This is a genomic window from Paenibacillus antri, from assembly GCF_005765165.1.
Taxonomy (GTDB): Bacteria; Bacillota; Bacilli; order Paenibacillales; family YIM-B00363; genus Paenibacillus_AE; species Paenibacillus_AE antri.
On the sequence record NZ_VCIW01000001.1, the window covers coordinates 284,781 to 305,227 of the forward strand.

General features: G+C 63.9%; 18 protein-coding genes. All 18 read right to left on the minus strand.

Annotated elements, in window-relative coordinates:
• Positions 1-9: 9 nt before the first annotated feature.
• Entirely contained in the window at positions 10-729 is a 720-nt protein-coding gene (locus tag FE782_RS01075; RefSeq protein ID WP_138191624.1) for a phage baseplate assembly protein V, read from the minus strand.
• The gene (locus tag FE782_RS01080; protein WP_138191626.1) at positions 729-1,829 is read right to left on the minus strand and encodes a phage late control D family protein; all 1,101 of its coding nucleotides are present in this window, start codon (positions 1,827-1,829) and stop codon (positions 729-731) included. The genes FE782_RS01075 and FE782_RS01080 overlap by 1 nt, the downstream gene beginning before the upstream one ends.
• Positions 1,830-1,859: 30 nt before the next feature.
• Positions 1,860-2,489, minus strand: a complete 630-nt coding sequence (locus tag FE782_RS01085) for a CIS tube protein (protein ID WP_138191628.1) — start codon at positions 2,487-2,489, stop codon at positions 1,860-1,862.
• Positions 2,490-2,818: 329 nt separating this feature from the next.
• Positions 2,819-6,418: a hypothetical protein gene (locus tag FE782_RS01090; protein WP_138191630.1), complete on the minus strand. Its 3,600-nt coding sequence runs from the start codon at positions 6,416-6,418 to the stop codon at positions 2,819-2,821.
• 199 nt (positions 6,419-6,617) lie between these two features.
• Positions 6,618-7,064, minus strand: a complete 447-nt coding sequence (locus FE782_RS01095) for a phage tail protein (RefSeq protein WP_138191632.1) — start codon at positions 7,062-7,064, stop codon at positions 6,618-6,620.
• Positions 7,065-7,072: 8 nt separating this feature from the next.
• Positions 7,073-7,267: a DUF6760 family protein gene (locus FE782_RS01100; protein ID WP_138191634.1), complete on the minus strand. Its 195-nt coding sequence runs from the start codon at positions 7,265-7,267 to the stop codon at positions 7,073-7,075.
• A 2-nt stretch (positions 7,268-7,269) separates the two neighbouring features.
• Positions 7,270-7,647, minus strand: coding sequence for a phage tail assembly protein (locus FE782_RS01105; RefSeq protein WP_138191636.1), 378 nt, complete (start codon positions 7,645-7,647; stop codon positions 7,270-7,272).
• Positions 7,648-7,811: 164 nt separating this feature from the next.
• Complete coding sequence (locus FE782_RS01110; RefSeq protein ID WP_138191638.1) at positions 7,812-8,249, minus strand: phage tail protein; 438 nt, start codon at positions 8,247-8,249, stop codon at positions 7,812-7,814.
• 49 nt (positions 8,250-8,298) lie between these two features.
• Complete coding sequence (locus tag FE782_RS01115; protein ID WP_138191640.1) at positions 8,299-9,984, minus strand: phage tail sheath family protein; 1,686 nt, start codon at positions 9,982-9,984, stop codon at positions 8,299-8,301.
• Positions 9,985-10,144: 160 nt separating this feature from the next.
• A complete protein-coding gene (locus tag FE782_RS01120) occupies positions 10,145-10,681 on the minus strand; it encodes a Pvc16 family protein (RefSeq protein WP_238392290.1) in 537 nt (178 codons plus the stop codon).
• A 48-nt stretch (positions 10,682-10,729) separates the two neighbouring features.
• Positions 10,730-12,895: an ATP-binding protein gene (locus FE782_RS01125; RefSeq protein WP_138191644.1), complete on the minus strand. Its 2,166-nt coding sequence runs from the start codon at positions 12,893-12,895 to the stop codon at positions 10,730-10,732.
• Positions 12,892-13,674 carry an eCIS core domain-containing protein gene (locus FE782_RS32530; protein WP_202914459.1) on the minus strand — a complete coding sequence of 261 codons (783 nt, stop codon included), beginning with the start codon at positions 13,672-13,674 and terminating at the stop codon, positions 12,892-12,894. Before FE782_RS32530 ends, FE782_RS01125 begins: the two co-directional genes overlap by 4 nt.
• Positions 13,675-13,770: 96 nt before the next feature.
• On the minus strand, positions 13,771-15,126 hold the full coding sequence (locus tag FE782_RS01135; protein WP_138191646.1) for a PP2C family protein-serine/threonine phosphatase: 1,356 nt from the start codon (positions 15,124-15,126) through the stop codon (positions 13,771-13,773).
• Complete coding sequence (locus FE782_RS01140; RefSeq protein ID WP_138191648.1) at positions 15,123-15,464, minus strand: STAS domain-containing protein; 342 nt, start codon at positions 15,462-15,464, stop codon at positions 15,123-15,125. Before FE782_RS01140 ends, FE782_RS01135 begins: the two co-directional genes overlap by 4 nt.
• Positions 15,445-15,909 (minus strand): ATP-binding protein, encoded by a 465-nt coding sequence (locus FE782_RS01145; protein WP_138191650.1) that lies wholly within the window; start codon positions 15,907-15,909, stop codon positions 15,445-15,447. The genes FE782_RS01140 and FE782_RS01145 overlap by 20 nt, the downstream gene beginning before the upstream one ends.
• 12 nt (positions 15,910-15,921) lie before the next feature.
• Complete coding sequence (locus FE782_RS01150; protein WP_138191652.1) at positions 15,922-18,951, minus strand: MFS transporter; 3,030 nt, start codon at positions 18,949-18,951, stop codon at positions 15,922-15,924.
• A gap of 139 nt (positions 18,952-19,090) precedes the next feature.
• Positions 19,091-19,486 (minus strand): hypothetical protein, encoded by a 396-nt coding sequence (locus FE782_RS01155; RefSeq protein WP_138191654.1) that lies wholly within the window; start codon positions 19,484-19,486, stop codon positions 19,091-19,093.
• Between the two features lie 92 nt (positions 19,487-19,578).
• Positions 19,579-20,346, minus strand: a complete 768-nt coding sequence (locus FE782_RS01160; RefSeq protein WP_238392291.1) for a Na-translocating system protein MpsC family protein — start codon at positions 20,344-20,346, stop codon at positions 19,579-19,581.
• Positions 20,347-20,447: the final 101 nt, after the last annotated feature.

Here is a 20,447-nt window from a genome sequence, read left to right on the forward strand (position 1 = left end):
TCCGGAACGTTAGTTGATCTTCACCATCGAGCCCTTGATGTTCAGCATACCGTCCGACGCGATGTCCACCATCGCGCCGCCCTTAAGGCTCAGCTTCGCGGTCGCCTCGATCGCGACCTCCGTCGACTTCAGCGTCAGCTTCTTCATGCTCTCCACCGTCGCATCGCCCTTGCTGTTGATCGTCACCTTCGTCGAGCCGGTCTTGATTTCGATCTCGCCGGCGCTGCCGCCCTTGATCGTGATGGCGTTCGTTCCGGGTTTATCCTGCAGCTTGATCGTCTCGTCCTTGTCCGTCATCTCGAGCTTGAGGCCCTTCTTCGTGACGATCGACACGCTCTCGTCGCCGGCCTTGTCGTTGAACGTCAGCTCGTGGCCGGCGCGGGAGACGATCTTGCGGACGTTGTTCTTGTCGTCCTTGCCCGCCGGCGGCTTGTTCTTGTCGTTCCAGAGGGAACCGACGACGAACGGCTGCGAGATGTCGCCCAGCTGGAACGCCAGCAGCACCTCGTCGTTCACCTCGGGGATGATCAGCGTGCCGTTCTCCTTCCCGGCCATCGGCTGTGCGATCCGCACCCAGTCGGACTCGGTTTCCTGAGTCAGCATCGGAATCTTAACCTTGACGCGCCCTTTGTTTTCCGGGTCCTTGTTATTCGTGACGATCCCGACGACGACGCCGTCGATCTTCGGCAGGATGCGCGCGTTCGCTTGATTCATCGAATCGTAAAGCATTAGACCACGTTCCCTTGGACTTGGAATTGAGTGACGTAACCGGAACCGTCAAGAATGTGCGTCGCGCGGGACACGTAATACGCCGCGTCCAGCTTCTGGCCGATGCCTTCGATCTTGATGAACAAGCCGGCCCTCAGCTCGGGCAGTCCGACGACCTCGCCTTCGCCGGTCACGAGCTTGAGCGCCCGGCCGTTCAAGATCGCCTTCGCGAGCGTGTTCGCCTCCTCTTGGCTGGAGACGTTCGCGTATATATGTTCGATGAAATTGGAGCCGCCCATCGTCTGGAGCAGGTTGATCCCCGTTTTCGTATTTCCGTTCGATTTGTCGATTTCGGTCGCCGTGCCCTTCAGTTCCTTCTGTTCTTTCACGTTCCAGGCGTGCACTTCGACCTTGCTCACTTGCTCGGACAGATTATGCTCCAATGAAAATTCGTTCAGGTTTTTCATATAGGTCAGCGTGATGACCGGCGATTTGTTCGCGAACCGCTTGCGGAAATACAGCTTCTTGCCGACGATGAAGAACTCGTAATTGAGCGCGATCGCCATGTTTTGCAGAAACTGAAAATCGGATTGCTGGCCTCGCGCGAGCAGCGGAATTTTCGTGCCCGTATCGTCCACCTCGCTGCTGAGGCCGTGCTCGGAGGCGATTTGTTTCGCGATGTCGGACACCTTTTTGTCTTGCCACGTTTCGATTTTTTGGCCCCGCATCAGCTTGATCGAGGAATCCATGCCCGTCACGACGACGACCGGCGTGCCTTCGCGCGGCAGCGAATAATTGACGGCCGTGATATAGCCGGAGAAGACGGTCGTCAGCTGATCCTTGTAGCCGAGTTCGACCTCGATCGTGCTGCCGAGGGCGTACTTATCGGTCCAGGCGAAATCCCGTTCGATCTCGTCGTAGGCGTTCGCGATCGTCAGCGTCGCCGTGTCCGTATCGACCGCCGTCGACGTCGACACGCGCACGTTCGTGATCGCCATGCCGGTCGACGTCGCGTCCGCGCCGTTCAGCTTCACCTTCGCGGTCGGCGCCATGAAGTCGCCGTATTTCTTCGCCAAGTCGTCGTATGTATGGCTCGAGGTCGACAGCGTGACGTCCGCCATGCTCGCTCCTCCTTCGCTTCGGGATTCGTCTTAGTGCAGCCGCGGAATTTTCAGCACGGAGCCCGGCTCGAGCCGCGTCGGGTCGTCGATCCGATTCGCCTTCGCGATTTCGCGCCACAGCCCCGGATTTTCGTATTCCTCGGCGGCGATGCGCCACAGCTGGTCGCCTTGCTTCACCGTCTTCTGCTTCGTCCGGTCGGCCGACTGCCGCGGGATGTTCTGGTACTGCTCCTTGACGCTCGCGACCGCCTTGAACGTGACGCCGAGCGTCGCGCGCACCGGAATGCCGGAGTCGAGGAACATCGTATACTTCTGCGTGACTTGCTCGAGGACGCCCTTGAACTGGAGCGAGCCCCAGACGAACTTGCACAGCGGCGGGGCGTGAAGATCCTTGTCCACGTCGAGCAGCTTCGCGACCTTCTGCGTGTGGGCGCGGACGTCGGTGCCTTTCTCGTAGGTATCGAAAAAGAGATCCATCGTCAGCGTCGGCACCGCGCCGCTGATGAAGTACGCGATCGGCTGCGACAAGCCCGGCACCGTGTCCCAGCTGAATTCGTTGCTCGTCTCGATCGAATATTCGGTCGGGTTGAACAGCACGTCGATCTTCTCCGTGACGTTGTTGCCTCGCGTGACCATGATGGCCGCTTTCTGCAGCGCCATGCGCGCACCTCCTCTTTGTCGGACTATGGGCGAAACCGTCTACTGCGACGACCTCGCTTCCTCCGCCGCACGAACGGGAAATCCTCCCGCTAATTTCGGCCCCGGCACCCTCACCCACCGCACGAACGGGAAATCCTCCCTCTAATTTCAGCCCCGGCACCTTCTCCCACCGCATGAACGGGAAATCCTCCCTCTAATTTGGTCGATTTCCTGCTCTGGCGGGGGTTTCGGGCGATTTAAAGGGAGGTTTTCCCTTTAAATCGTGATTTGCTGGCATTTTGACGTCGATTAGAGGGAGGTTTTCCCTCTGGTGTTCCGGTTCTCGGCGTTTACAAGCCTCGACGCTGCGATTCGAAGCGAATTCGCTTGCTAAGCTCCTTATAGAGCTGATCCGACAGCCGATTCATGTCGAGCTTCGGCTTCGCCCACAGCTCCTTCGCCTTTTGCAGCTCCGCTTCGACCGATTTGACGGCGGTTTGCAGCGTCTGCACGACCGGGTCTTGCGTCGGCCGATCGCGGCCACCGTTCTTCGCGGCGACGTCGAGACGGATGTCGCGGACGTGCCGCTGCGCCGGGGCGACCGTCGATTCGGTCACCGCGTGACCGATCGTTGCGCCGGGGCGCACCGTGGCGATGCCGCGGCGCGCGGCGGACGGCGGCGGCGACGCGCGGTGCACAAGCGCGGCGCGGTGCGCGACCGCGCGTTGAGCAGGCGCTGCGCCGCCGACGCGGCGCGTTTGCGGCGGCGGCGCCGACGGTGCGCTCGCGCGTGCGGCGGCTGGCGCCGACGGCGCTAGACGTGCTGACGACGCCTCGCGAATCGCGGCGGCGCGATGCGTCTGCGGCGCTGGCGCCGGCGGTGCGCTCGCGCGTGCGGCGGCTGGCGCCGACGGCGCTAGACGCGCTGGCGCCGACGCGCGAATCGCGGCGGCGCGATGCGTCTGCGGCGCTGGCGCCAGCGGAGCGTTCGCGCGTGCGGCGGCTGGCGCCGTCGTCGCTTGTCGCGCAGACGTCGTCGCGCGGACCGCGACAGCGCGGTGCGTCTGCGCCGCGTGCTGCATCGGCGACAGACGCGAAGCCGAGGCGGCCGCTTGGAACGGGCCGCCGCCGGACAGCGTCGCGCGCCGCGCCGAGCGATGCAGCATCGGCGAACGCGTTGCGGCCGACGCGCTCCGCGATCGCTCGACGACCGCCCGCGCGGCCGCCATAGGTCCGCCGGCGCCAGCCGTCGGCGCTTGAGGCGCCGATGCCATCATCGGAGTCGACGCGATCCGGCGCCGCGCTTCCGCGGCGACGCGTTCCGGCTCGCGTCGACTCCATGTCGCGCGTACCGTCTGCAGCGCGGGAGGCGCCGACGCGCGGGGGCCGCCATCCAACGCAGCCGCCGAGGCGTGACCGACGACGGTTATCGGAGCGCTGCGCCCCTCGACCTGGGCGGCGCGTTCCGCGAAGCGGACCGTCAACCGTTCCATGTAACGATCCTGGAATCGCTGCGTAATCCGGTCCGCAAACCTGCGCACGTCCGTCGTCGTTCGAGCGTTCGCCGGTGCAACGCCCGCCGAAGGCGGTCGCGCCCGGCTGCTCGCAAGCGGCGGCACCTTCGCCGTCTTCCGTACCGTCAGCGCTCCTCGCGTCGGCGCTTGCCGCTGCGCGGGCGACGAGGACGGTGTGGCGAATGCGGCGCGAGTCGCCCCCATACCGCCTCTCACGAGAGCGATCGGTCGGCGTTGCACCATGCCGACCGGCGCCGGCGTCCCGGCAACGCGAACTGACGACTCGCCCACACTCCTGACTGCCGGAACATGTTCCGAGGCACGCGCTTCCGCAGCCCTTCCGACATCGGATTTACGTGTTGCCGGAGTCCAGCAGCGGCGCTCGATGAGGGTCATGAGGCGTGCGATAAGCGCGACCGGCTTCGGTCCGCTCCCTCGACCCGGTTGAACCGCGGAAGGCAGCGTTGCTGCGGCGACCGGAACCGGCGCCGCAAGCGGCTTCCCCGCGGCGATCCGACGCTGCAGCGGCGCAACCGCGGCCGCTCGGGCGGAAGCGCTCGCTGCGGACCGCTGCGCCTCGCGAGCGACGACCGCTTCCGGCGATCGCGTGCCCGCCGCGCGGGCTCTAACGCCGGTGGCGGCGAGCCGCCCCGCCCGGAGCGGAACCATCGACGGCGCGTGCCCGCGTTCGCCGGCGACATTCGCCGAACGAGCGGACGCACGGTCCGCTTGTCGTTGCGTACCCCCGCCGGACGACGCTGCCGCGCCGTCATTCGCTCGCGATGGCGAACCCGATCGATTGTCTCCGCTCGAAGACGTCGGCCCGCTCGTGTCCGGTCGGTTGGCGGCTCGTTCAATCAAGCGGCGGACGACCGTCATCGTCCGCTCCGAAGCCGTCGAATGCGAGACGAGACGCGTCATATGCCGTACGACTTCTTGCAGCGAGCTTCGTTCGAAGCTTCGCGGGGAGAATCCGTCAGCCTTCGGCCCTTTCCGCTCCACTCGATATACCGGGCGAAGCGGCGATACGCCCGCCGGCGTAACGGTAACGATCGGCGGAACGACGTCGGTCGGCGCGACCTCCTCGTCCGACCTCCGCGACGTATTCGGCCTGGAAGACGAAGTGGCTTCGCCAGGGTTCGCCGACGCCAATGCTTCCTTACGCAATACCGCGCGTTGGAGAGGCAGGGCGCCTGCGTCCGCCTTCCGCATCGCCGCGATCGGCGCTGGCCCCTGCGCTTGCGCAGCGGCATCCGCTCGAGGCGCCTCGCCTCTCTTCCGCGACGCATCGGCGCTCACGCGGCTCGGGACGGGCGCCGCCGGCTTCGCCGCGAACGGCGAAACCCGTACCCGCATCGCCGCGCCGCCCTGCGCCTTCGCATGCACCAACCGCTGCAGCGCGGCCGGCACCGACGCTCGGCGCGTGACGTAACTTTCGCGAACGGCGGTCGCGCCGCCGATCGACTCCTCCGAAACCACGGGCTGTCGCCCTGTGAGGCTGGAACGATTGCCCGCGGCGACGCCTTCGACGACCTCTCGAACGACCCCGCGGACGATCCGCACCTCGCCGCCGGTCTCGCCTCGAACCGCGTCCCGCGCCGGAGCGGCCTCGACGATCCGGCGGTCGCCGCTCGGTTCGAGCAAACTGCGAGCGGCGACCGACGTCAGTCGGCCCGGCGCGGACAGCGCCGTACGCTGAAGCGCCTCGATGCGCCGAAGCGTCGTCGTGGTCTCCCGGAACGTCTCCCAGATCCGCCGCACCTCGGTCACAGACCTCGTCGACGCTCCTGATGCCGCTTCGGAGCGCGACGTCCCGGATGCGGCTTTCGCCGGAGCCGAAGCGCGCGGCGTCCCAGGCGTCGGAGCAGCCGCAGCCGTCTTCGCGGCGGACGCGCCGCCCCGCCCCGCAGGAGCCGCTCCGACAGAGCGCTCCCCTTCGCGGCGAGTCGCGCTCGCCGCCGGCTTCGGCGGATGCACCGTCGCGAACACGCGCGTGTACAGCTGCAGCAGCGGCCTCACGTTGCGAATATGCATGTCGACGTGCATGCTGCGCGAGGCCGGTCGCATCGCTCCCGTCACGCCGTCGCGATGCACGATCGCCGTACGGCCCTTCGGCGCGCCGATCGCCCAGCCGTACTTGCCGAGCAGCCTCCCCGCGAACGCCGCGTCGGACAGCCGCACGGACCGCAGCGGTCCGCCTTGCTTCGCGGCGAGCTCGGCCGCGGCGGCCGCCCTCGGCTTCCGCCCGCGCTTCTTGCCGAGCGTCTCCGCCTGCGTGATCGAGGGCTTCGCCGCCGCCGCTTTCCCCTTCGGTTTCGCTTCGCCCTCACCGGCGCTCGCGGCCTTCCGTTTCCGCTTCGGCTTCGGTTCGACGGCCGGAGGCGGGGACGTATTCGGTTCCGATTTCGCGCGTTTGCTTCGATTCTCGCCGTCCATCCTACCCCTCCGTTCACCGTCCGGTCGAAAGGGAAAACCTCCCTCTCAATCCCCGCCAATCGCCGAAAATCCGTCGCTGAAGCGGAATTCCTCCCTCCGAATCGACGAGTTCGACCCTAATTCTGCGATTTCCGCCGAATAAGAGGGAGCTTTTCCTGTTCGCAACGAACGACTCGACTCGGCACGCCCCTCCGGCAGCCTAGACCGCCTTCAAGCCGTTGTGCGCGAGCTCGATCGACTCGACCGCCACCGCGCTGTTCGACGCATTGAGCTCGGGTCCCGTCCACTTGTACGGGAACGCTTCGTAGAAATTCCAGCGCCGCAGCTCCACGTCTTTCTCATTGTACATGATGACCGAGCCGCTCTTGCGCGTAATCGTGCCGCCGACGACGTTCGAATACCACGTCCACAGCTCGTTCGTCACCGTCACGCCGCGCTTCAAGACGAGCGGCTGCGTCTTCGTCTGCTTCGGCAGCTTATGCATGTAGTGGTTGACGCCGCCTTCCGCGATCTCCTCCAACTCCGTCTCCACGGACAAGCCGCTCACTTCGGAGAAGCCGGCGACCAGCATTCCGTCGAGCTCGACCATGAACCGATGAGACCCGAACACCTGCGGGCGGTCGTCGGCCGTATTCGTCCGAGCCATACCTCTAGTCACCTCTTCTTAAACACGTCGAAAGGATTGTTCTTCTCCGAGCCGTCGTCGTTCATCTTCCGATTGATGCGGGAAATTTCCTCGCACCAACGGCGACGTTCCTTATGCTCCATGTTCATAATTTCGTCGTGGGTCCAATGGAAGTAGTACGCGATGAATCCGGTCTCTTCGTACAACCGGTCTTCCGGATACAACGTTACGCCCCTTCCGCTTCGGACAAAAAAGAGATGTCCACCTCATGCTCATGCTCGCACTTCGGGCACATCGCCCGAACGGTCAGCTTTTCCGTCTCGTTGATTTCGCGGTAGAAGTTTTGCAGGAACGCAAGGTCCGCCGTAAACAGCTTCTCGATCGTCTTCGTGTCGATGGCGCGAAGATCGCCGAGCTTCGTAATGACGCGAGCCAGCAGGATGATGGTCAGATAGCCGGGATTTTGCTGCACCCGCTGATCGCGCATCGGCAAAATTTCGTCCGCCGCGGTCGCGAGCCGCATCGTGCCTCTGCGATGCAAGTTTCCGTTTTCGTCAACATATCCCCTAGGCAGCTCGAATTCGTATTCCGTCTTGAATGCCATGTTGTCTGCTTCCTCCTTGGGCGGTTAAGTTTCTTGGAACACGGAAGCCTGTTTTCCGAAGAAACCCAAGCTCTCGTGATCCAAGAAAAAGCTATCCCGTTTCGTAAAACGAGCAAGAGACGGAGGCCAGCCGCAAGCCTCCCCCGTCTCCGCCCGAACGAACCTTACTGCGTGCGCGTCATGCCTTCGTGCGCCAGCTCGAGCAGCTCGATCGCCACCTCGGAAGCCGTCGCGTTGAAGTCCGGCGCCGTATACTTCGCCGGCCACGCTTCGATGACTTGCCACGTCGCCACGTCTTCGCCCTCTTCGCTGACGGCGATGATCGTCACCGTCTTGCGCTCGATGACGCCCTCCACGATGCACTCTTGAATCCACTCGTACAGATCCATCGAGTCCGTCGCGCCCCACTTCAGGGAGATGTTGCCGTACTTCGCGAGCCCCGGCAGCTTCCGAGGCGTAATGACGTCCGTGCCTTCGCGGTACTCGACGACGTCGAGCGACGCGTCGAAGCCGGACACCTCGCTGAAACCTGCTTGTTCAATGCCCTCTATTTCCACACGAAATCGAAACTTGCGATACGGATCGTTACGTTCGCCCGCCATGTGCTATTCTTCCTCTCCTTAAAAAATAACTGAATCGAATAAGCGGAAATTATTGCTCGTTCGTCTTCTGCGTAATGCGGAAAATGACGAATTCGGCCGGCTTCACCGGCGCGACGCCGATCACGCAAATGAGGCGCCCGTTGTCGATGTCGTCCTGCGTCATCGTGTTGCGGCTGATGTCGATGTAGAACGCCTCTCCCGGGCTAGAGCCCATGAGAGCGCCGCCGCGCCAGACGCGCGTCAGGAACGCGTCGATCGTCCGGTGGACGCGCGCCCACAGACGCTCGTCGTTCGGCTCGAAGACGACCCAGTTCGTTCCCGCTTTGATCGATTCTTCCAAGAAGATGAACAAACGGCGGATGTTGATATATTTCCAGAGCGCGTTGGACGACGTCGTGCGCGCGCCCCACACCCGAATGCCTTGGCCCGAGAAGCTGCGGATCAGGTTGACGCCCTTCGGGTTCAAGATGTCTTGCTCGCCCTTGTTGTATTGAACCTCGAGACCCGTGCAGCCGCGGATGACTTCGTTCGCCGGCGCCTTCTCGACGCCGCGCGTGCTGTCGCTGCGCGCATAGACGCCCGCGATCGAGCCGGACGGCGGGATGAAGATGTTCCGCTTCTCGAGCGGGTCGAACACTTGAAGCCAAGGATTGTACATCGCCGCATAACTCGAGTCGAAAATGTCGCGGTGCGTCAGCACGTCCGGCACCTTCGTCTTCTCGCGCGGAATGTCGAGAATCGCGAATCGCGAGCCGAGGTTTTCGCAGTGCGCCACGAGAGCGAGCTGCACCGCCGGCTCCGTTACGCCCGGAACGGCCATCAGGCTCGCTTGGTCGTTGTCGATGAACGCCTGGATGCCCGTGCGCTTGCCCGGTCCGTTGTCCTCGCCCATGAAGTCCGCCGCGCTTAAAGCGCCCGCGGAGCCGTCGGAGCCGCCGGACAGCGAAATCGTCGACGCGCCGAGCGTCTCGAGCGGATGTACCGCCGCGTCGCTGGGAGCCGCGGTTACCGCGACGAGATTCGAGCGTGCCGCCGCCTTTTCCACGTAGTTCGCCGCAGCGATGTTCAGGGAGCACTTCTCGAATTGCTCGACTTCGTCGCCGTACGCGACGGTGAGCGTGAACTCGCACGTCGAGAGCACCTTCGCCGGCAGGAGACCGCCGTCGACGACATCGCCTTCGAGCGCCGCTTCCAGCTCGATCACGTTATCGCGGGAGGAGATGACCTTGCCGTACTGCTTCTCGCCGGACGCTTCGAACGCGACCACGTCGCCCGCGTTGAAGCCGGCGCCGTTCTTGACGCGATACTTCGCGTCGCCGACGACTTCGTAAATTTGCGTCTTCGCCTTGCTGGAAGGCTCGAGAACCGCCTGCACCGCGTTGCCCCAAGCGCCCGGATTGCGGGCGGTCAGCGTAAGCGTTCCCGCAGAGCCGCTCGCCGGCTTCGCGTCGTTCGGCGCCACCCGCATAATGTAAGCGCGGGATCCCCCGTTGACGAAGTAATGCTCTACAGCGTAAGCCAGGTACCGGTAGGAGCCGAATTGATTTTCGGAAAGATAAGAGCCGAAGTTGCGTTTGAAATCGTTCATGCTCGTCACGAGCACCGGGAGGCCCTCCGTAGGACCTCGCTGCGCAAGGCCGATGAAGCCTGCCGTGCTCGTGCTGACGCCGGCGAGCGGCTGCCCGCCGCTATCGAATTCCTCCACATACACGCCTGGTGATAAATACTCCGCCATGTTTTCCCGGTATTCGGATGTTACGCCACGCGCGTAAGTACAACCGTAACCGGTTCCTCCTTCCGGGGATGTTTATTAGCAAGATCGGCCGGACGCGCTTCGTTAAGCGAAGCGGCCGATCGGTGCATCGGGGGCAAGGTCGGCGCCGCTTAGACCGCGGTCAGCCTTTGTCCTGGAGCTTGATCCTGCGCTCCGTCACGCGAGAGACGGATCTCGTCCGGGTCGAATCGACGAACACCGGACCGACGGCGTAGCTCAGAGACAGCTTATATGGCGAGTCCGGGAAGAAGTTAATCACCGTCTCGAGCGGTACGTCTTGCTTCGCGATCTTGATCGTTTGGCCGGATCCCGCGAGCGAGCCGACGAGCTGGCCGCCCTTAAGCGCGGCGTTATCGTACAACGTCTGAATCGTCTTGCCGAGAATGCGATGCTCGTCGATGCCGCGGGACAAGATGTCCGACGCGGAATGCGCCGTCACCAAATAGAAGAGATCGAGCGCGATCGGAGGGAACCGCAGCTCGCCGCCGCCCCCGTCGATATAGTCGCTGCTGCGGTAGTCGGTGTTCTCCTTCACGCCGTACAGGAACAACGACAGGTTCAAATCCCCTCGATCGGCCGGATGCGCGAGGCCGACGCCGTCGGGATGCGCGATCAGATCGGGAACGAGCGCCTCGCGCAGCAGTCCCACGATGGACATGCCCACGTCGGCGATGACCGTATATTCCGCGATGGTCCTCAGCCTCCCCTAATAATCGGCATACGCGCCGAGTCGATCCTTCAGCAACACTTTGCCGGTTTTCTTGTACTCTTGTTTGACCGCTTCGATCATGTGCTTCATCCCGATCGGGACGCCGTCCTCCGCCGCCAGGAACGCGGCCGTCAGGACGACGTTCTTGATCGGGCCGCCGGCGAGATCGAACGTGCGGGACAAGTATTCGAAGTCGATATCGTGCACGACAGGCGACTCTTTCGGGAACGTCGAGCGCCACAGTTGCTCCCGCTGCGCGGGGTCCGGGAACGGATATCGTACGATGAACTGGATGCGGCGCGTGAACGCCTCGTCCAGATTCTGGGAGAAGTTCGTCGCCAATATCGTCAACCCGTCGTACTCCTCCATCTTCTGGAGCAAATACGACGTCTCCATGTTCGCGTACTTGTCGTGCGCGTCCTTCACCTCGGAGCGCTTCCCGAACAGCGCGTCCGCTTCGTCGAAAAATAAGATCGCGCCTGACAGCTGCGCCTCGTCGAAAATATCGCTTAAGTTTTTCTCGGTTTCGCCTATGTATTTGCTGACCATGCGGGACAGGTCGATTCGATACAGCTCCGCGTCCATCTCCCGCGCCATCACCATCGCCGACATCGTCTTCCCGGTTCCCGGCGGGCCGGTGAACAGCATGGAGATGCCCTTGCCGTACGCGAACTTCCGCTCGAAGCCCCATTCGCCGAACACGACGTGCCGGTACGACAGCCGATTGCACGCCTGGCGCAGCAGCGATTTCGTATCGTCCGGCAGGATTAAATCTTCCCAAGCGAACTTCGGCTCGAGCTTGACCGCTTTCTCGCCGAGGCGGTGGCGGACCTGCATGTAACCGGCGCGATGGAGCGCTTTCGAATCGAGCGTCGCTTCGGCCCGGGAGCCCCCCCGCTCCCATTCGAGCAGCCGCTCCGCCGTCCGCACCGTCCGCTCGATGCGGCCGGTCGCGAAGCGGAACTTCGCGGCGAGCGCCGACGCCTCCGCGTCGGACAACGCGAACGCGCCGTCCGCGGCCGCCTTCCATAACCGTCGGCGCTCCGCCGGATCCGGCAGCCGCAGCGGGACGTCGATCCACGCGGCGCCTTCGAGCGGTCTCTCGGGCATCCACGTCTTCTCCGACAGAAGGAACGCAGGGCCCTCGAGGCCGCGCAGCCGATCCGCGAGCCAATCGAGCCGTCGGTCGCCCGCGAGCGCGTGCAGCCGGTCGAAGGCCGGGACGGCCCCGATCAGCAGCGCCTCCCGAATGGCCAGCTCCAACGCTTCTCGGAAGGGCTCTTCCTCGGCGGGCGCGGCCGACGCGTCCCACTCGAGCAGCCCGCGACGAATCGAAGCGGCGGCGAGGCGGGCTTGCAGCGTCTTGCCGCAGCCCGTCGGGCCGTGCAGCAGGTAGACGACGGGGGACGACGACGAGGCCGCGATATGCGCTTGCAGCTTCTCGCCGACGTCCTGGTCGGTCATCAAAGAGGGCGGGATCTCGGTCGCGTCGTACCGCCGAATGCCGGCCATCGGGCCTGCATACGTCCAATCCAAACCGAGCGCGTAAGCGACGATCCGTTCGTCCGCGCGGATCGGCCGGGACAACGCGGATCGAGCCGCGCCGCCGTCCGGCTGCTCCTTGCGCAGGAGAGAAGACAAAGGGGAGTGTGGGAGTAGTCGCGGGAGGGCATCCCTTCGTTCGCTCTCGGATCGGCAGCTAAGGCGCAGCAACAGATCGACGGTCGCGAATTTGCTGGTCATGTCGTCTTGCAGGTACGCGTAGAGCTTCTCGTATTTTCGGTCGATGTCCGGGGCCATCGCCGCGACGAGGCAGCGAACATCCCGATCCGACAACCGGAACGCGTCCCGCAGCCGGAGCAGCGGCAGCGGAATACCCTGTTGAATCGTAGATGAGACGCGGGAAGCGATATAGCCGTCCCATGCGTCGAGTTCTTGTTGTCGTTCATGGTCTATCGCCGCGAAGCGGCCGTCGTCCAGAAGCAGCTGCTTCGCTTCCGACTCGGTGACGACGAGCCCGCGGAACGGGTCCAAGGCCGGGTCGTCCGCCGGCGCGGTCATCGACTGCAGGCCGGCGTCGATCCATACGTCGAGCCGCCGCAATTCGTCCGTTATGTGCTCCCAAGGGTGTTCGTATGGCCGAAGCGCGGTCGTTGCGTTCATCGGCCGGAGGCCGCCTTCTTCCCGAGCCGATCGGCTTCGGATTCGAGCGACTTATCGTCGTTGAGCGGCACCCCGGCCGCTTCGCCGGTCGGCTGCACGCGCCCCTCGCGCTGCTGCACGACGTGCGCGAGCTCGTGACCGAGCAGCTCCTGGCCGGACTTCGTGTCGGGCCGGTACTGCCCCGGCGCGAAATGAATGTCGTTCCCTTGCGTATACGCGAGGGCGCCGACCTCGGACGCTTCGCCGCCGACGTGAATGTTCACATCGGAGAAGCTCGCGCCGAACGAAGCCTCCATCTTCTGAAGCACCGGCTCCGGAATGCCATTCGACTTGCGCTGGATCGCCTTCGACGGATCGCGCTTCATTTGAAGCTCCTCCTCCTCCGGCGAGCCCATCCGCTGGATCGCCTTCGACGGATCGCGCTTCATCTGAAGCTCCTCTTCCTCCAGTTCAGGGCCTTCCGCTTCGCGCTGTATCGCTTTCGACGGATCGCGCTTCATCTGAAGCTCTTCCTCTTCCGGCGACGCCGCGCGCTGGACCGGCTTCGACGGATCGCGCTTCATCTGAAGCTCCTCTTCCTCCGGCGACGCCGCGCGTTGGACCGGCTTCGACGGGTCGCGCTTCATCTGCGCGATCCATCGATGCATGCCCCGGTTGCCGAGACCTTGCTGCAGCCCCGCGATCGAAGCGATAGCGCTTCCGCCGGAGGTCCCGAGGCTCTTCTTCGATCGGTTCGAAGACGCCTTCTCAGGCCTTGCGATCTTCTCGTGGAACGGCATTTCCTCACCCCCTTGGGTTGATCGTAGCACGAAGATATTCCCATTGTTACACACGGTTTCTCGCGCGCGCAACAGTTTTTTTACGAGATAAATTACCTAGTTTTTTCCGTATTTTACTGCCATTACGGCGATGTCGTCGGAGGGAGGCAACCCTTGGGAAAACGACTGGACGCTCGCCACGAGCGCATCGGCCGCCTCCCTCGGCGAGAGCCCGCCGCAGCGCGACAACGCCTCGAGCAGCCCGTTCGTCCCGAACCATTCGCCGGCGGGACTTTCCGCCTCCGTGATCCCGTCCGTATACAGAACGAGCGACTGTCCCGGCGACAGCGCGATCTCCCGATCCTCGTATTCGGTATCCTCGAACACGCCGACCGGCAGATGCTTCGACGTCTCGAGCGGCGTCGCCGCGCCGTCCTCCCCGAGCAAGTACGGGGTGCAGTGCCCCGCGTCGCAATACCGGAGCCGCCCGGTGCGAGCGTCGAGCACGGCGAGGAACATCGTCGCGAACATCGTGGAGTCTTCGTCGCTGACCTCGCGGTTAATGTCCGCGACGATCGCGGCCGGCGAATCGTACGACTTCGCCTTCGCCTGGATCCAGATCATCAGACCGGACATGAACAGCGCCGCGGGCATCCCCTTGTCCGACACGTCCCCGAGGCAGAGGAGCAGCCGCTCCTCCCCCAGTTCGATGAAGTGATATAAGTCGCCCCCGACTTCCCTGGCGGGCTGCAGACGAGCCGCCAGCTCCACCCGCGCGATCGACGCCGCGTCGCCGGGGAGGAAGCTGCGCTGGATGTCCTGCGCGATCTTCAACTCGCTCTCCATCCGCTCCTTCGCGGCGGTCGTCTCCCGCAGCGTCTCCATCGACTTGACGAGCGCCTCGTACAACAGCATGTTCTCGAGCGCGACCGCCGCCGGGGAGGCGACCAGCTCGAGCAGCCGAAGGTCGCTCCTGCGGAACGTGCCGTTCCGCTTCTTGTTGATGACCTGCAGCACGCCCAGCGTCTCGCCGTTCGAGACGACCGGCACGCACAGCATGTTTCGGGTCGGCATGCCGACCCGATTCGATACCCGGTTCGACCAGCGGGGGTCCTTCGCCGCGTTCGGGATGAGCACGGATTCGCCCGTCTGCGCGACCCAGCCGGCGATGCCTTCGCCCATGCGCAGCCGAATTTCGCGTACCTCGTCGCCCTTCTCCCCCGTAGCGACCTCGAAAAACAGCTCCTGCCGCTCCTTATCGACGAGAATGATCGAGGAGCCTTCCGCCCGAAGCGTCTTCTCCGCCGTCTCCATAATGATGCGGAGCAGCTCCTTGCGCTTGATCGTCGAGTTAAGCCGTAAGCTGACGCGAAACAGCGTGCGCATCCGCCGCCGCTCCATGGCCGCGTGCGCCGCGTAGGCGACGGCGGCCGCGAGGGCGAGCGACAGCGCGGCGATCCCCGCCCCGATCACGGCGCCGAGACGAACGCCGCGGCTTCGCTCCGCGTCGCGAACAGCGCGAAGATCTTATGGAAGCCGGAAATCTCGAAGACTTCTCTGACGTTCTCGTTCAAGCCGAACAGCGCCAGCTTGCCGCCGACGCCCCTTGTCTTCTTCGCCGCGAGCAGCATGACGCGCAATCCCGCGCTGCTCACGTAATCGAGGCGTTCCAGATCGAAGACGAAGCGGCTTTCGCCCGCGGCGAGCTCCTTAAGGAACGCCTCCTCCACCGACTGCACCGTCGTGCCGTCCAACCGTCCGGCGAGCGCGATCGAAAGCGCCTCGCCGTCTTTAACAACCGTGATGTTCATCTTGGCCTTCCCCCCGTGTGCCGAACTTCTTGGTCAACGCCAGCCGATTGCGACCGCCGATGCGTTCGTATTCGCAAGCGTCCATGATTTTCTTCATAAAATGAATGCCGAGACCGCCGACCTCCCGCTCGTCCACCGATAAGTCCACGTCCGGCTCGGGACGCGTCAGCGGATTGAACGGCGGCGCTCGATCGACGAACGTAAGCAGCAGCGAATCGGCCGTCCGCACGATCGTCACCTCGATCGCCGCTTCCCCGGCATCGGGGGGCGCGCCGCCGTAGCCGTGTACGATCACGTTCGTCACCCACTCGTCGCAGACGAGCTGCACCGCGTACGACAGCTTCTCGTCGATCCCGCCTCGTTCGCAGAACGCGGCGACGGCCGCGCCCATACGCCCGAGCTCTCGAAGCGAGGCGGCCAACTCCAGATGCAGACGATCCTCCACCGTCAGCCCTCCTTACCCGAGCTTCAGCACGAGCTGCTCGAGCGTGCGGATGCGATGGCCCGCCGCCCGCAGCAAGCCCACGCCGATGTCCGGGTACAGCCTGACGAGCTTCGACATCTCTCCGCCTTCGATCTCCAGCACCCGTACCGGCTCGAACAAAGCTTGCGCGGAGACGAGCGACGGCCGGTCGTCGAACAGCGCCCCTTCGCCGAACGACTGCTTCGGTCCGAAGACGCCGACCGTGCCTTCCTTGCCCGCGGCGTCGCGCCCGCTCAGCTCCACATGCCCTTCGACGATGACGGTCAGGGAGACGCTCGGCTCCCCTTGCTTCACCAGAAACTCGCCGTCCTCGTACGTCTTCTCGTTCGCGATGCCGGCGACGCGGCCGAGCTCTTCGAGCGAGATGTTTTCGAAGAGCGGCACTTGCTTCAGAAACACCATTTTATCGAGGGCGCTTAAATACTCCCATCGGCTCATGAACGCCGCCTCCCCTTCCTCCGCCTTCGCCTTCACGGCGATCGCTTGCAGCCAGGCGTCGGTCACGACCGGCGGAGCGGCGGACGACTCTCCCGGCTCCGCGGCGAACCGCATCGTCTGGTCGTATCGGTAGAACGCCAGCAGCGCCGCCGACAGACGCGCGTCGCCGAGGCCTTCGGACAAAATCTCCATCCCGTTGTCCCGCACCTCTTCTTCGGGATCCTCGATCGCCTTGCGGATTTGCGGCACCGCCCGCTCGTCGCCGAAGCGAACCATAACGCTCCACACCGCGTCCAACGCGACGCTGCGGATTTCGTCCGTCCGCATCGCCGCGAGGCTCGCCCACTCCTCGCGGCCGAGCTCGGCGATCATGGCGCCGTACCGGCGCACCTCGCGCAGCTCCGCGAGCCGCTCTACGCAGGACGGCACCAGCAGCTGCCGGACCTCCTTATCGCCGCGGCCGCGGCTAAGCACCGACACCGCCGTCTGCCACACGTTCCAGTGCGGCGACTGCAACGCCTTGGCGAGGACGGGCACCGCCGCGTCGCCGATGTTCGCGAGCGCATCGGCGACGGCGGCCCGCGTCTCGGTGTCCGCGCCGATCATCGCCTCGATCAGCTCGCGGGCCGCCTCCTCCCCGCCGAGCTTGCCGAGCGTCCGCACCGCCGCCGTCTTGACCGACGGGCGCGGATCGCCGAGACGCATGAGGACGTCGTAGAAAAACTCCCGCAGCCGGCATTCCCCGATCACGCTCATGGCCGATACGGCCGATTCGCCGCCTTCGTCCAGCATGCGCCGCAGGTCGGCCGCCGCGCGCTCGTCCGTCTCGGCGGCCGCCCCGACCTCGATCGTCGCGAGCAGCGCCTCGGCGAGCACCGCGGGGCTCGCGTCGCCGCGCGCCATGCGTACCCAATCGCGCTTCTCTCCGGCGGGCGCGTTCGTCGTCAGCAGCGTCCGGAACGCGACGGCGCGCACCTCCGCGTCCGAATCGCGGAGGAATTGCAGCCGCCGGTCGGGCGAGAGCGACAGCCAGCCGCTCGGGTGGACCGCCTTCAAGGCGACGACCCGAACGCGCGGCGAAGACGTCTCGGCGCAGCGGAGCAGCTCCTCCGTTCGCGAGGGATCGGGATCGTGCCGCAGCAGCTCGATCGCGACCTCGCGCACGGCCTCGTTCGGGTGGCGCAGATGTTCGGTCAGCGACCTCGCGAGGCGGCCGGCGCTGAGCGAGCCGAGCAGCTCGGTGAGCGCGTCGCGCGCGAACGCGACGCCGACCTCGAGGCTTCGAACGAGCTCCTTCACGTACAGGCCGCGCGCGGCCCAAGACATACCGAGCAGCGCGACGGACAGCCCCGCGCCGATCGCCGCTTGACCGAACATGCCCACCCCGCCCTCGGAATGGAGCATCGACAAGCCCGAACCGATCAGGATGCCCGCCGAAGCCGCGATCGACTGGGCCATGAACCGGATGCCGTCCCGCTTGTGCAGCGGCAGCATCTTGAAGAACAGCTGATGGCTCGGTTCCGCGAAATAATAGAGGAGAAGATACATCAAGCTATACCCGATCGACACCGCGGGAAGCGCGAGACTCGAATCGACGAACGCGACGACGATCGCGAAGCCGAGCAGGAAGATCGCGGAGATGGCGATGAGCATATTGCTCGCGCCGAGCTTATCCATAAGCTTGCTAGAGACGAGCTGCAGCAGGAACGCCGCGCAGAACAGAAGGATGACCATGAGGCCGTAGAAGGACGTCAATTCGTGCTCGTCGGCGAATACCGCTTGCGCGGACGTGAAATATTGGTACTCCATCAGGAAATAGAGGGCGGGCATCAACGTCATGATGCCGATGGCGGTGAGCAGGAACGGGGAACGAAGCGTGTCCCGGACGTACGAGAAGGCGGAGGGCGCCGCTTCGGCCGTCTCGTCCGCGTCCGCTTCCTTGATCGTGAGCGGGACCAAGTACCGCTTCAGCGACTTGCGGAAGTTGACGAAGCCGAGCGCCAGCACGACAGGACCGAGGAAGTAAACCGCTTCGGCGCCGAGCGACGGCGCGAGGACGCGAGACAGCACGCCCGCGGCGACGCCGCCGAGGATGGCCATGGAGACGAAGACGGGCATGACCCGCTTCGCTTGCTGCGTCGGGCATAGGTCGAACGCGGTGCTCCACATGAGGAGCGTCTGCTGGCGCACGACGAAGTTGGAGGTGATGAACAGGAACGGGTAGAACGCGAGCCATTCCGCGCCGGTCGCGCGCATGCCGAACAGCAAGGCGCCGTTCGCGAAGCACAGCGCGATGAAGGACGCGTACATCAACGTCATGAAGCGCGGCTTGGACATGCGCTGGGACACCCAGGCGAGCGCCCAGCCTTCCAGCGGGAGCAGGAACGCTTCGACGATATACATGACGGGAAGATATTGCGTGCCGAACCGGCCGTTGAACAAAGCCATGAACGACGTATAATTCAGCAGCTCGGCGACGCCGGCGAGGAAAAACACGCTCCCCATCAGCCACACCTTGCGCCGATCCTCCGGGCGAAGTCCGAGCATCTTATCGAGAACTTCCAATGGTAAGCTCCACCTTGTCCTAGTCGTAGATTGCTATCTCGCTTTTCGAAGAACCTAATAGTAAATTGTATTCTTCGCCGGAGGCGGGAAGTCCTGCCCGGAGATCAATTTTTCGTCTAACGGTGTCGAACGGACGCGCTCATTCGGCCAAAAGAAGCAGTTCCGTCAACGCCGAAGCGGCCTTGCGAAGCGGCGTCAGATCGGGAAGAGCTCCCTCCTCGAACGCTTCCTTCAGCAGCGATTCCAATGCTTGAAGGCGATACTTCAGAAAATGGAACGACCGGCTCTCCTCCGTCCATCGCCTTGCGTCGTTCGTCCCGCGGCGGCTCGCCTCCGCGAGCTTCGCGGCAAGCATCTTCGCGAGCCGCAGCTCGTCGCGCGCGTCGGGCGTCAGCGCCTCCCTCTTCGCCAATTCGTCCTCCAGCGCGTTCAGGACGTCGTCGATCCGACGGGCGACCGGGTCCGTCAGCTTCAGGAACAACTGAACTCGATTTTCCAGCTTGATTCTCTCGAACGAGAACGACGGATGCTTCATGCTTTCTTCGACCTCCGAAAATGAATGCGAACGACAAAAAAAACCGAACGGGGACCGACGCCGCGAAGCGCCGAATCCCGCTCGGTTTATGATTAGCTCATGTCGACCATGTCTAACGCATTTCCACCGCGCGGCAGCTTCGGATTGAGCACGAATACGATCAAGCTCTTATCCAGATCGAAGTCCCAATCGACGAAGCTGTCGATGATTTTCTTCTGTAATATGCTTTCCAAATGGGTATTGTTATGCATATAGCTCTTCTCGAGCACGCGTTTCACTTGCCTCAGCTGCGGTCCGACGCCGTGCCGGATGAGCTCCTTCTCGATGCGCACGAGAATGCCGTTACGCACGACGACCAGCGTTCGATCGTTCAACTCGCAGGAGTATATTTCCTCCGGCGCCTTCTGCGCGTTCCGGCTGATGTCGACGATCTCGGCTTCTACCGCCTCGCGGCCCGCGTACGCCTCGTTGATCCGCTCGCCGGCTTCCACGGGACCGGAGAAGACGCCCACGATCATGCCGGCGCGGTTATGAAGGCCCCAATCGTAATACACTTCTCCAGGCTTCTGTCCGAGCAGCCCCTCGAGATATCCGTTCAACTCGGGCATCAACGTCTGCATCAGCTTATCCCGCGTCTGCATGACGATGATCTCTTGATCCTGTTCCATCAGAACTTTCTCCGACGGCGTCAGGAAATTGCGCAGATACATCGTGATGAACGTGTACCCGATCGACACGTACACCGATTCGGGTCCCTTGCCGAACGTATCTCGCAGCAGGCGTCCCATGAAGCTTGCGATATTTTGCTGCAGCGTCAGATGCTCTTTCGCCTGATCCTTCGAATGATCCTTCGAACCCACCTCGGCAACACCCCGTAAAAAGTATGGCTTACATTTCCACACTTCCTAGCATGGCCGAATCGCGTTCGAGGTATTACTTATTTTACGATAACCCGCGCGCG

Coding starts and splice junctions, on each gene's coding strand:
- FE782_RS01075 (WP_138191624.1), bottom strand. CDS start 729: ATGCTTTACGATTCGATGAATCAAGCGAACGCGCGCATCCTGCCGAAG.
- FE782_RS01080 (WP_138191626.1), bottom strand. CDS start 1,829: ATGGCGGACGTCACGCTGTCGACCTCGAGCCATACATACGACGACTTG.
- FE782_RS01085 (WP_138191628.1), bottom strand. CDS start 2,489: ATGGCGCTGCAGAAAGCGGCCATCATGGTCACGCGAGGCAACAACGTC.
- FE782_RS01090 (WP_138191630.1), bottom strand. CDS start 6,418: ATGGACGGCGAGAATCGAAGCAAACGCGCGAAATCGGAACCGAATACG.
- FE782_RS01095 (WP_138191632.1), bottom strand. CDS start 7,064: ATGGCTCGGACGAATACGGCCGACGACCGCCCGCAGGTGTTCGGGTCT.
- FE782_RS01105 (WP_138191636.1), bottom strand. CDS start 7,647: ATGGCATTCAAGACGGAATACGAATTCGAGCTGCCTAGGGGATATGTT.
- FE782_RS01110 (WP_138191638.1), bottom strand. CDS start 8,249: ATGGCGGGCGAACGTAACGATCCGTATCGCAAGTTTCGATTTCGTGTG.
- FE782_RS01115 (WP_138191640.1), bottom strand. CDS start 9,984: ATGGCGGAGTATTTATCACCAGGCGTGTATGTGGAGGAATTCGATAGC.
- FE782_RS01120 (WP_238392290.1), bottom strand. CDS start 10,681: ATGTCCATCGTGGGACTGCTGCGCGAGGCGCTCGTTCCCGATCTGATC.
- FE782_RS01125 (WP_138191644.1), bottom strand. CDS start 12,895: ATGAACGCAACGACCGCGCTTCGGCCATACGAACACCCTTGGGAGCAC.
- FE782_RS32530 (WP_202914459.1), bottom strand. CDS start 13,674: ATGCCGTTCCACGAGAAGATCGCAAGGCCTGAGAAGGCGTCTTCGAAC.
- FE782_RS01140 (WP_138191648.1), bottom strand. CDS start 15,464: ATGAACATCACGGTTGTTAAAGACGGCGAGGCGCTTTCGATCGCGCTC.
- FE782_RS01155 (WP_138191654.1), bottom strand. CDS start 19,486: ATGAAGCATCCGTCGTTCTCGTTCGAGAGAATCAAGCTGGAAAATCGA.